Source organism: Providencia sp. PROV114, from assembly GCF_032704305.1.
GTDB lineage: Bacteria > Pseudomonadota > Gammaproteobacteria > Enterobacterales > Enterobacteriaceae > Providencia > Providencia rettgeri.
Genome location: NZ_CP120528.1, coordinates 785,057 through 797,709 on the forward strand (window position 1 = coordinate 785,057; position 12,653 = coordinate 797,709).

Genomic DNA, 12,653 nt, shown 5'->3' on the forward strand with positions numbered 1-12,653 from the left:
TTATTCCTCAGCGCCTGCTGCATGAGCACTGTGGCTCATTTGCATTGAATTGCCTGTAGCATCGTTATGGTCAGTCATTGAATGACTTTGATTTTCTACAGGAGCGTGACCTTTATGGTGCTCATGACCAAACTTCAGAACGATATCTTCATAAAGTTTAGGCTTCACGCTAGAGAAGTAGGTAACAGGAACGTTCATGCTTGGCTTAGCGACTTCGTCGAATGCCTGCATGGTGTCCATTGTTTTAGGAGAAGCTTTTACCTTTTGTACCCACTCATCAAAACCTTGACGATCTGGAGTTGCAATAGCATTAAACTTCATATCAGAGAAACCGTGGCCACTGTAGCTTGCAGAGAAGCCTTTATAAGTACCTGGTTCGTTAGCGATTAAGTGAAGCTTTGTTTGCATACCCGCCATCGCGTAGATTTGGCCACCTAAAGATGGAATGAAGAAGGAGTTCATCACCGAATCTGACGTGATTTTGAAGTTAACTGGCACACCTGTAGGGAATGCGATTTCATTAACTGTTGCAATTCCTTGCTCTGGATAAATGAATATCCATTTCCAGTCAGCGGAAATAACTTCAATAGTGACAGGTTCCTGATCACTCACTAATGGCTGATACGGGTCCAGCTCATGTGTCGTCTTCCAAGTGATAGCACCCAGAATAATGATAATGATGATAGGAACAGTCCAGCAGACTAACTCAATTTTATTCGAGTGAGCCCAGTTAGGACGGTAAGTAGCTGACGTGTTGGATTCACGGTATTTTCTTGCGAAGATAATCGTCATGAAAATAACAGGAATAACAACAAGTAGCATTAAGCCAATTGCAATAAGAATTAGCTCTTTTTGTTTAACGCCAACGGCGCCTTTTGGATCCATCAACACCATATCGCAACCACCTAATAGTAAGGTAGCTACAACGAGTGAGATTGCTCCAATGCTTTTTTTGTAGTTCATAAGTCTCATCCACGACCCCAAATGACAAAGATTCTAATTGTCGTTTCATCAGTGCGGGCATTTTACGGTAAGGTTATGCGAGTGTAAATGATTGTAAGGCAAAGAAACGGAATTGTTAGCTCTTTATGTTAATATGATCACATGTAAAGAGCTTATAAAGAAAACGTTAAAATTGATGCGATTTATAAGTATGCATTGATAAAACTCAATTAATAGTAAATTATCTTAGTAATTTTTCAAAGAAAAATATATACAAAAGAAATGAAAAAACAGTGAAACTGATATAAATGATTAGTAATATGCTAAGGGAAGTTACAGTTTTTATTGCCGATAAAGCTATTTTGGTTGCTTTATCGGCTAAATCATAAAAAAAATTCTTATTTTACTGATAAAAAAAAGAAAACTATTAACTCTGATACAATTTTCTATCGAGCGCTAAAAGGTATACTTTAATGTATAAATGATTGCATCTTGGTAGAAAGTATCGCCTAATTTATTATCAGCATAGCGGTATTGTACCCCAGCAGAAACATGGTTTGTGGCATTCCACCAAAAAGCGAGAGCGCCATTTATGCCATTACTCTTGCCTCCGTTATAGCGTTTGTTCCTAGCAAACTCCATTTCATGCCAGTTCGTTATCATGAAATTTTCGTCAAATACGCTGAAATTATAGCCGGCTACCCAACCCGCGACATATCCATTATTACCTGAATAGAATGTCTGGTCGGTGTAATTAAGGGCAATAAAAGGTTTAAACCATAAGTCACCGAATGCCGTGTTATAGCCAATACCATATAAAGTGTTCACATCATGGAAATTACCACCATATTTGGCACCAGGTAATGACCAAGTACCATAAACATGGCCATATAGGTTGAAACCAGTGTCACCTAAATAAAAGCGGCCTGTTGTTTTAATGGTATAACGTTTATTTCGTCCTGAATCGGTGTGTTGGCTGTGGAATGGGTTTTCGAGATCAAAAAAACCATATAACTCCCCCCAATTAAAATTGGCACCTCCTTCAAGTTCAATATAGGCAAAGTCTTTTTTACGTGTCGTATTTTCTGTTTTATTTTCAGTACGATGTGACCAATCTAAATAGTTTACATTGACATCAGCAAAGCCATTTTTATAGCCAATAATATCGTCAGAATATGCCGTACCTGCTAGAGAAATTAAGGTGGCAATGTAAATGATTTTTTTCATATATAGATTATTTTCACTTATAGATTAATGGGGTTTAGTAAAGCGTTAGTTATTAACATTTTAGCTAACCAATTTATAACTTGTGATATATTAGACTTGAAAGTTGCAATTAAGAAATATTTTGCACGTATGAAGTGATCGCAATCACGATATTTTGACATTATCGCTTTGTTTTGTTATTTGGATCTAATTTATAGGTAAAGATCAAATTACCTAAATAAATAAACTTTATTTAGGTAATCGTTAGGTTAATGAGAAAAGTATAGAAAGGGTTATTGTTGTACTGTCTTGCGAACGGCGAGGTAGTCTAAACTACCACCAATAACTAGGCTGATAGCACCAATACTAATGCCAGTATTAAAAATAAGATTTTGGTAGTGAGGTAAACTCAGCCAAAATTCAATTTGTGTAGTAAATAGATAAACTTTCATACCATTAAATGAAAATACAAGTAATGAAAGTAACCAAATAGCAAGGAAGCTAACGGCAGTAATAAGTGCATATACGGCAATGCGATAGCCTTTTGCATACAGCTGGCGCCGCTGAAATAAACCTGTTGCTTGTGTGTATATTAGGGATGTCCGGCAAGCTAATAAAAGCAAAACACCCGGAACCGCAACTGCGATTGAAATAAGGTAGAATAGTGGCCAGCCATAATTACTGACGAAAATACTCGCAACTGGGCCAATATAAACACGGCCTACAGCCGAAAGAGCGGAAAGAAGTGCAAATTGCGTTGCGGATAACGATTTATTACATAGTGTCATTAATAGGGCGACAAAAGCAGCGGTTCCCATACCAGAAAAGATATTTTCTAGAAATATAATCGACCCCATGGTTAGGATATGAGGTGGTGTTATCGCTAAGAACCAATAGCCTATATTAGAGCCACCTTGTAGAAGCCCAAAAATAAACAGAGCTTTAAATAAGCTCATGTTTTTCATTAAGTAACCACCAAGTAACGCCCCAATAATGGTTGCGGCCATACCGACAGTTTTATTGACGGTACCCACTTCACTTAAACTAAAACCAAGGGCATTTAATAGAAAATTGGTGTTGAGCGCCATCACAAAGGCGTCACCGAGTTTGTAAAAAACTAACAGTAGTAAGATTAGCCAAGCATTGTTCCGGCTAAAGAATTCAGCGAGTGGTTCGTAAATCGCTTTTTTTAGTGACGTTGGCGCAGCACAACTTTCTTCGGGTTCTTTCGCAAGTAATGTAGCAATAACACCGATAATCATTAGCCCTGCCATGACTAAATAAAGTTGTTTCCACGTTAAAAACTTATCCGCTAACCAAAGTGCAAGGCCGCCTGAGACTAACATACTGATCCGGTAACCCATAACTGAGGTTGCAGCGCCAATTCCACGTTCTTCTGCACTCAGCAAGTCGGTTTTATAAGCATCAAAAACAATGTCTTGCGAGGCTGAACAAAATGCAACAGTGACCGCCAGTGCAGCAAGGTACCACAAATGTTCTGACGGATTCATAAAGCCCATAGCGGCAATGCTGATAATCAACAGAATTTGAGTGGTTAATAGCCATCCTCTTCGACGACCAAGAAAGGGTGGGGTATAGCGGTCCATCATTGGAGACCAAAGAAATTTCAACACATAAGCCTGTCCGACTAATGAAAAGAAACCAATGGTTTTTATATCGACATTTTCAACAGTTAGCCAAGCTTGTAATGTACCTGCAGTTAAAGCTAAAGGTAGACCAGAAACAAAGCCTAAAAGGATTAAAGTGATGTTATTTGGTAGAGTAAAACGAGGCATTATTTCCCTCTAAGCCAGTGTGATATTGCTGCAATACATTGCGCTGCAGAGGTATTGGCTGCGCTATGCTACCCAAGCTCAATCAATGAGAGCTTAGGTAGCTTAATACTTAATGATAATGATTGCTCAATTAATAGCGTGAATTTTGTCTGATAAAATCGGTGATTTCTTGGTCTGTTGCCATATCTGCAATTAAATCAGTTAATGCGCTATTGATAGCCGTTTCTATCTTGGCATTATTGGCAGCCAATAATTCTTGTGTATTAAAATTACGGGTAAATGAACGTGTTTTTGTCGAGCCATTTGGCGCTGTTGCAATAATACTGACACTGGAGTTTACAGTAATATTATGGCGCAGGCTGCCTTCACTTACTTTGGTATCGAGTTTATTCAATTGAACGACTAAATTCACATTTGCCGGTGATGTCACCATAAACCCACGTGCAGCCATTTGCTTTTCGACGGCTTCTTGCATCAGATAACGAGGGTCGCGTGAAGGGTTCAGTACAACTAAACTACCATTACGATTAACTTCTGCTAAGGATTTATTCGTACGGTTATCGACACTGCTGACACTAATTGAAGTTGCATTCAGTGTAGGGTTTTTCGCAGGTAAAGCTATCTTAGGCTCTAGTGATAATGTATTGCTGCTGGTTGCACAGCCCGCAAGAAGAAATAACCCTAAAAGTGGAAAACACAGTTTTCTTAACATAATTTTTTCCAGTTCATCTTTCCTAATTGAAAATGTTTCGTTATGGTGCGGGTATCCGTCGTTCAATATAAAGCTTAGCGGCTTATTTATCCTGAACTATTAGACAACAATTTTTGAAAAAATTCGCATCAATGTGCCGCTATCATAACATTGGCAAGTTATTATCGGATATTTCTATAATAAGAAGATAGCAATAATCAACGCGTACAATAAAAATAATTGCCTCTGGGCATAATTTTTAATTAAGGAACATTTTATGGTCGCTAATGCAGCTCAAAGTATGCAATCTCTCGTGAACCAAAAGTTACACGTTGCTTTTGAACCTACACATTTGGAGGTCATTAATGAAAGCCACCAACACAATGTGTTACCGGGGTCTGAAAGCCATTTCAAAGTTATTTTAGTGAGTGATAAATTTGAAAATAAACGAATGCTTGCCCGTCACCGCGAAATTTATGCTATTTTAGCGGACGAATTATCGGGAGGGATCCATGCCCTTGCTTTGCATACATATACACAACAAGAGTGGAATGAGCTTGCTGACACTGCGTTAAAATCACCAGCTTGTCGTGGTGTTGGCGGTGTTAATCGGTAGTTTTTCGTTTCAGTTAATACACTGAGACTATGCTTTACATAATCAGCCATGCTCAATGATGAGCTTGGTGAATGTTTTTTCTTCACTTTAGGTGAAAAAACAAAAAATTTAGTCAGAAAAGTCACAAATAATGAGGAAAAAACGCTTCTTTTCTCAGCTTTTCTCGACTCAGGGCGCATGCATCGGTATAATGCTGCGTCTAATTTTCAGTAAGGTTTCGGGACGCTTCTGATATCAGGGATTGACCGTTACGAAAGTAACGCCCCCCGGTTCTGGAAGGGAGACAGCCATTATGATTTAATGGCATAACTCTGGAGTAGACCGATCACTAAGATTTATTTTGAGGTAAGAAGATGCAAGTTTCTGTTGAAACGACTCAAGGCCTTGGGCGTCGTGTAACAATCACCGTTCCTGCCACTGATATTGAAAAAGCAGTTAATAGCGAATTAGTTAGTGTTGCTAAAAAAGTACGTGTTGATGGTTTCCGTAAAGGAAAAGTACCAATGAACATCGTTAAACAGCGTTATGGCGCGTCTGTTATGCAAGACGTTCTGGGCGATGTAATGCAACGTAACTTCATCAACGCAATTATTGAACAAAAAATCAATCCAGCGGGTGCGCCTAGCTACAAGCCTGAGCAACTCGAAGATGGTAAAGATTTTGTTTATTCAGTTGAATTCGAAGTTTACCCAGAAATCGAATTAGCAGGTTTAGAAACTATTGAAGTTGAAAAACCAGCAGTTTCTGTAAAAGACGAAGATCTGGAAAATATGTTAGAAACTCTGCGTAAGCAACAAGCGCAGTGGAAAGAAGTTGAAGCGGCAGCAGAAGCTGACTCTCGCATCACTATCAACTTTACCGGTTCTATCGATGGTGAAGAATTCGAAGGCGGCAAAGCAGAAGATTTCGCTCTGGTTATGGGCGAAGGTCGTATGATCCCAGGTTTCGAAGAAGGTGTTGTTGGTCATAAAGCGGGTGAAGAATTCGATATCGAAGTTAACTTCCCAGAAGACTACCATGCTGAAAACCTGAAAGGTAAAGCTGCGAAATTTGCTATCGTTCTGAAGAAAGTAGAACAACGTGAACTGCCTGAATTCACTGAAGAATTTATCAAGCGTTTTGGTATCGCTGATGGTTCTTTAGATGGCCTGCGTGCAGAAGTACGTAAAAACATGGAACGTGAGCTGAAAAATGCCGTGCGTAACCGTGTTAAAGCACAAGTTCTTGATGGCTTAATCAAAGCGAATGACATCGAAGTTCCAGCTGCAGTTGTTGATGGTGAAATTGATGTTCTGCGTCGTCAAGCGGCACAACGCTTTGGTGGCGACGAAAAACAAGCGATGGAATTACCTCGTGAACTGTTTGAAGAACAAGCAAAACGTCGCGTAGTGATTGGTCTGCTGTTAGGCGAAGTGATCAACAAAAACGAACTGAAAGCTGATGAAGATCGTGTTAAAGCGCTGATTGAAGAAATGGCTTCTGCGTATGAAGATCCAGCTGAAGTTATCGAATACTACAGCAAAAACGAAGAGCTGATGAACAGCGTTCGTAATTTAGCTTTAGAAGAACAAGCTGTTGAAACTGTATTGGCAGTTGCTAAAGTGACAGAAAAAGAAACTAACTTCACTGAACTGATGAACCAAGTTCAAGCAGGTTAATTTTTTCTTGCTGTATAAAATAATGAAACCCGTGGTGTACTGCTACGGGTTTTTTGTCAATTAAAGCCTTTAAATTATCACTTTAGCGAATTTAATTAGGATACCCTTGAAAAACACATTTAAACCCTAATTATATTATCTATACTTCAAGTAGTCTAAATGGGATTTTAATTGCAATTTGAACTATTTTGAATAGCTTAACATTGTCGAAAACGGTGATATTAACCAACTGAGTTATTTTGTTTCCCTTGAAAATCAAGTATGGTTTTCTAATGGTATAATTCCATGTAACCCAATAGACTTGTGTTAAACTCTTTTAAAGAGCGTCTTATTTACTGCAGCATACTTAGCTGCATTTTCTTCTTATTTCTGCAGTTATTTGGTTAAATATTAGCTAAACTAGAAAAATAAGAGAATTGAAAGAGCCTGCAGACACAGGAATTTTTTAAAACCGTTGTTTGTGGCATGATCTCTGCTCAAAATAGCAGGCAGACAGCAAATTAGGCGCAAGCACCAGAACGTTTTTAATAGGAGATTTCGATGTCACATTTTGGCAGTCAGGAACAATTAGCATCTCAAATGGCCCTTGTGCCTATGGTCATAGAGCAAACTTCTCGTGGTGAGCGCTCGTATGATATTTACTCACGTCTATTAAAAGAACGTATTATCTTCCTGACCGGTCAAGTGGAAGACCATATGGCGAATTTAATCGTCGCTCAGATGTTATTTCTTGAAGCAGAAAACCCTGAAAAAGATATTCATTTGTATATTAATTCACCAGGTGGCGTTATTACCGCAGGAATGTCAATTTACGATACGATGCAGTTTATCAAGCCTGATGTAAGCACTATTTGTATGGGGCAAGCTTGTTCCATGGGGGCTTTTTTATTGACGGCGGGTACCAAAGGTAAACGTTTCTGCTTACCAAATTCACGCGTGATGATCCACCAACCGTTAGGGGGTTATCAAGGCCAAGCGTCAGATATCGAAATCCATGCCCAAGAGATTCTTAAAGTGAAATCTCGAATGAACGAGTTAATGGCTCTGCATACGGGAAAATCCATTGAAGAAATTACTCGAGACACAGAGCGTGACCGTTTCTTATCTGCAAATGAAGCAAAAGAGTATGGTTTAGTCGACCAAATTTATAGTAGCCGTTAATGGGTTAACTTTTGGTATAATTAGTTCATACCATAAACTATTTTAAAGAAAATCGTTGTTTTGTTTTTTTAATCAACGAAAACGAAACAATATGGATAAAAGTGAGGTCAACTGATGACAGATAAACGCAAAGAGGGGACAGGAAAACTGCTTTACTGCTCTTTCTGCGGAAAAAGTCAGCATGAAGTACGTAAGCTGATTGCCGGTCCGTCAGTCTATATTTGTGATGAATGCGTAGATTTATGTCTCGATATCATCCGTGAAGAAATCAAAGAACTTACGCCGCATCGTGAGCGTAGTGAACTGCCTACACCACATGAAATTCGGCAGCATCTTGACGACTATGTCATCGGTCAAGAAAAAGCGAAAAAAGTTTTAGCTGTTGCGGTATATAACCATTACAAGCGCTTACGTAATGGTGATAAAACCAGTGATGGTGTTGAATTAGGTAAAAGTAATATTTTGCTAATTGGACCAACAGGTAGTGGTAAAACACTTTTAGCTGAAACTTTAGCGCGTTATTTGGATGTACCATTTACAATGGCTGATGCAACGACATTAACTGAAGCTGGTTATGTTGGTGAAGACGTTGAAAATATTATTCAAAAATTACTGCAAAAATGCGATTACGATGTTGAAAAAGCCCAACGTGGTATCGTATACATTGATGAAATTGATAAAATTTCACGTAAATCAGATAACCCATCAATTACCCGTGACGTTTCCGGTGAAGGTGTGCAACAAGCACTTCTGAAACTAATTGAAGGAACTGTTGCGGCAGTACCACCACAAGGGGGACGTAAGCACCCTCAGCAAGAGTTTTTGCAGGTTGATACCTCAAAGATCCTCTTCATTTGTGGCGGGGCATTTGCAGGGCTCGATAAAGTGATCGGTCAGCGTTTAAATACCCGTTCAGGTATCGGTTTTGCTGCAGAAGTGAAAGGTGAATCAGATAAAGCAACGGAAGGCGAATTGTTAACGCAGGCAGAACCAGAAGATTTAATTAAATTTGGTTTAATCCCTGAGTTTATTGGTCGCTTGCCTGTTGTTGCAACATTAACTGAATTAAGTGAAGAAGCATTAATTCAGATTCTGAAAGAACCTAAAAACGCATTAACTAAGCAATACCAAGCCTTATTTAGTCTTGAAAATACAGAGCTTGAGTTCCGTGAGGAAGCATTAAAAGCCATCGCTAAGAAAGCCATGGCACGTAAAACCGGAGCTCGTGGTTTACGTTCTATTGTTGAAGCTGCATTGTTAAATACGATGTATGACCTTCCTTCAATGAGTAATGTTGAAAAAGTTGTCGTTGATGAAAACGTCATTAATGAGCAATCAGAGCCGCTATTGATATATAGCAAACCTGATGCTCAAGCTTCCGGCGATAACTAATCCCATATAAAACGTTCAATAGTTAATCAAACGAAATGAGGGGTTTCCCTCATTTTGTTTTTTATGTTCAACTAGCCATTGAATGCTAAAATCTTGTCCCCATATAGTTTATATTCTGAGGTGTGGTTTCCTTGTTTTAGAAAGCAATTTTAAAGCAAGAGACAGAAACCCTTAAACTAGCGTGAGCTAAACGAAGAGAGAGCTTTATGAATCCTGAGCGTTCCGAACGCATTGAAATACCAGTATTGCCTCTGCGTGATGTAGTGGTATACCCACATATGGTGATCCCACTGTTTGTTGGACGTGAAAAATCCATTCACAGTCTGGAAGCAGCGATGGATCATGACAAGCAGGTAATGCTGGTTGCACAAAAAGAAGCCTCGACTGATGAGCCAGGGGTGAATGATTTATTTGCTGTCGGTACAGTTGCATCCGTTATCCAGATGCTAAAACTGCCTGATGGTACAGTTAAGGTCCTCGTTGAAGGGCTACGACGCGCACGTATTACCAGTTTGACAGATAATGGCGAATATTTCTTAGCGCAAGCAGAGTATTTGGCAACAGAGCAAAATAGTGAATCTGAACACGCACCGTATGATGAAACGGCAGCGGGTTCTCAATCATCAGATGCACTTGATGAAAAAGAAAACGAAGTATTGTATCGCACTATTGTTAGTCAGTTTGAAAGCTATATAAAACTGAATAAAAAGATTCCACCTGAAGTACTAACTGCGTTACATGCAATTGAACAAGATCAGCTAGATAAACTGGCAGATACCATTGCCTCTCATATGCCATTAAAATTAGCAGATAAACAACGCGTTTTAGAAATGGCAAATATTGCTGAACGCGTAGAGTTTTTGATGGCCATGATGGAGTCAGAAACTGAGTTGCTGCAAGTGGAAAAACGCATTCGTAACCGCGTTAAAAAACAGATGGAAAAAAGCCAGCGCGAGTATTATCTGAATGAGCAAATGAAAGCTATTCAGAAAGAGCTGGGTGAAATGGATGATGCGCCAGACGAATATGAATCGCTAAAACGTAAAATCGAAGAAGCGAAAATGCCAAAAGAGGCACAAGAAAAAGCCGAAGCAGAATTGCAGAAGCTGAAAATGATGTCTCCGATGTCAGCAGAAGCTACTGTTGTCCGTAGCTATATTGATTGGATGGTGCAGGTTCCATGGCATAAACGTAGCAAAGTCAAAAAAGACTTAGTTAAAGCACAAGAAGTGTTAGATACCGACCACTACGGTTTAGAGCGTGTGAAAGACCGTATTTTAGAGTATCTGGCAGTGCAAAGCCGCGTCAGTAAAATTAAAGGGCCAATCCTTTGCTTGGTTGGGCCTCCGGGTGTAGGTAAAACCTCTTTGGGGCAATCTATTGCTAAGGCTACGGGTCGCCAATATACACGTATGGCATTAGGTGGGGTGCGCGATGAAGCTGAAATCCGTGGTCACCGTCGTACTTATATTGGTTCAATGCCAGGTAAGCTGATCCAAAAGATGGCAAAAGTAGGCGTCAAAAACCCACTATTTTTACTGGATGAAATTGATAAAATGTCATCTGATATGCGTGGCGACCCAGCCTCTGCATTACTAGAGGTGCTTGATCCAGAACAAAATATTGCCTTTAACGACCACTACTTAGAAGTGGATTACGATTTGTCTGATGTGATGTTCGTTGCAACATCGAACTCAATGAACATCCCTGCACCATTGTTAGATCGTATGGAAGTGATTCGCCTTTCTGGTTATACAGAAGATGAAAAACTGAATATTGCGAAAAGACATTTGCTGTCTAAGCAGATTGAACGTAATGCGTTGAAAAAGAATGAGTTAACTATCGATGATAGTGCTTTAATGAGCATCATTCGTTATTACACTCGTGAGGCTGGAGTTCGTGGTTTAGAGCGCGAAATCTCTAAATTATGCCGTAAAGCGGTTAAAGCGCTACTTATGGACAAAAAGCTCAAGCACATTGAAATCAATGCGGACAACCTGAAAGATTATCTGGGAGTTCGTCGTTTTGATTACGGCCAAGCAGACACAGAAAACCGTGTTGGGCAAGTTACAGGCCTTGCTTGGACTGAAGTTGGTGGTGACTTACTCACTATTGAAACTGCTTGTGTGCCCGGTAAAGGCAAACTAACCTATACCGGTTCTTTAGGTGAAGTGATGCAAGAGTCTATTCAAACCGCATTAACGGTTGTTAGAGCTCGAGCGGAAAAACTGGGTATTAATAGCGATTTTTATGAAAAACGCGATATCCATGTGCACGTACCTGAAGGGGCAACGCCAAAAGATGGTCCAAGTGCAGGTATTGCGATGTCTACAGCATTAGTTTCTTGCCTAACGGGTAATCCGGTGAGAGCAGATGTTGCTATGACGGGTGAAATTACATTAAGAGGGTTAGTTTTCCCAATTGGTGGCTTAAAAGAGAAATTATTGGCGGCACACCGTGGAGGGATTAAAACAGTATTAATTCCTAAAGAAAACGAACGTGATTTAGAAGAAATTCCTCAAAATGTGATCGCAGATCTTGAAATTCACCCTGTGAAAACGATTGAAGAAGTCTTATCTTTGGCTTTAGTTAATCCTCCTTTTGGAGCTGAAGTAGTTAAAAAGAAAGCTAAAAGAGTGAGCTGAATCAAGAAGTTTGTATAAAATTAAGGCTGACAGCTAATTTAGGGCTTGTCAGCCTTTTTTTTCATCGCTAATTTAACGATGATTCTGATAATTGTTTGTATGCAATCTGTTCTCTTGCCATTGGTAATCAGGATTGATATAACGGCTGCATCATTAATTAACTATACTAATAACTGCTATAGTTAATTAAGAGATTTATAGTCCAACTAATATGGGGATGATAAGAGTGAATAAAGCTCAACTGATTGATCAAATCGCTTCTGATGCGAATATTTCTAAAGCTGCAGCAGGTCGTGTTGTTGACGCGTTCGTTGCTACCGTAACGGGTTCTTTGAGTAAAGGGGACGATGTTGCTCTAGTTGGCTTTGGGACTTTCTCTGTTCGTGAGCGTGCAGCACGTACAGGCCGTAACCCTCAAACGGGTAAAGAAATTAAAATAGCTGCGGCGAAAGTTCCTGCTTTCCGTCCAGGTAAGGGTCTTAAAGACGCTGTAAATAGCTAATTAGGTATTTAAGTTTGTCTTTCTCGTATTTTTGCGAAAACTCA

The 12,653-nt window shown here is 39.5% G+C and carries 10 protein-coding genes; 6 read left to right on the top strand and 4 right to left on the bottom strand.

What is annotated here, in order from left to right:
• The 4 genes from cyoA to P3L37_RS03340 all read right to left on the bottom strand — a co-directional run bounded on the left by cyoA (position 1) and on the right by P3L37_RS03340 (position 4,656).
• Positions 1-972, bottom strand: a complete 972-nt coding sequence (cyoA, locus tag P3L37_RS03325) for a cytochrome o ubiquinol oxidase subunit II (RefSeq protein WP_042851662.1) — start codon at positions 970-972, stop codon at positions 1-3.
• 426 nt (positions 973-1,398) lie between these two features.
• A complete protein-coding gene (locus P3L37_RS03330; protein WP_004914534.1) occupies positions 1,399-2,169 on the bottom strand; it encodes an outer membrane protein OmpK in 771 nt (256 codons plus the stop codon).
• Positions 2,170-2,441: 272 nt separating this feature from the next.
• Positions 2,442-3,944: a muropeptide MFS transporter AmpG gene (gene ampG, locus P3L37_RS03335; RefSeq protein ID WP_109911892.1), complete on the bottom strand. Its 1,503-nt coding sequence runs from the start codon at positions 3,942-3,944 to the stop codon at positions 2,442-2,444.
• 130 nt (positions 3,945-4,074) lie between these two features.
• A complete protein-coding gene (locus tag P3L37_RS03340) occupies positions 4,075-4,656 on the bottom strand; it encodes a YajG family lipoprotein (RefSeq protein ID WP_004914528.1) in 582 nt (193 codons plus the stop codon).
• 256 nt (positions 4,657-4,912) lie between these two features.
• Between P3L37_RS03340 and bolA the strand changes: the two genes are divergently transcribed.
• From bolA to hupB, 6 genes are all read left to right on the top strand, one after another.
• Positions 4,913-5,251 carry a transcriptional regulator BolA gene (bolA, locus tag P3L37_RS03345; RefSeq protein ID WP_004914525.1) on the top strand — a complete coding sequence of 113 codons (339 nt, stop codon included), beginning with the start codon at positions 4,913-4,915 and terminating at the stop codon, positions 5,249-5,251.
• 353 nt (positions 5,252-5,604) lie between these two features.
• On the top strand, positions 5,605-6,909 hold the full coding sequence (gene tig, locus P3L37_RS03350) for a trigger factor (protein ID WP_004914522.1): 1,305 nt from the start codon (positions 5,605-5,607) through the stop codon (positions 6,907-6,909).
• Positions 6,910-7,449: 540 nt separating this feature from the next.
• Positions 7,450-8,070 carry an ATP-dependent Clp endopeptidase proteolytic subunit ClpP gene (clpP, locus tag P3L37_RS03355; RefSeq protein ID WP_004905443.1) on the top strand — a complete coding sequence of 207 codons (621 nt, stop codon included), beginning with the start codon at positions 7,450-7,452 and terminating at the stop codon, positions 8,068-8,070.
• A 114-nt stretch (positions 8,071-8,184) separates the two neighbouring features.
• Entirely contained in the window at positions 8,185-9,462 is a 1,278-nt protein-coding gene (gene clpX, locus P3L37_RS03360; protein ID WP_004914518.1) for an ATP-dependent protease ATP-binding subunit ClpX, read from the top strand.
• 206 nt (positions 9,463-9,668) lie between these two features.
• The gene (gene lon, locus P3L37_RS03365) at positions 9,669-12,107 is read left to right on the top strand and encodes an endopeptidase La (RefSeq protein WP_004914515.1); all 2,439 of its coding nucleotides are present in this window, start codon (positions 9,669-9,671) and stop codon (positions 12,105-12,107) included.
• A 226-nt stretch (positions 12,108-12,333) separates the two neighbouring features.
• Positions 12,334-12,609: a nucleoid-associated protein HU-beta gene (hupB, locus tag P3L37_RS03370; RefSeq protein ID WP_004914513.1), complete on the top strand. Its 276-nt coding sequence runs from the start codon at positions 12,334-12,336 to the stop codon at positions 12,607-12,609.
• The last annotated feature ends 44 nt before the right edge of the window (positions 12,610-12,653 follow it).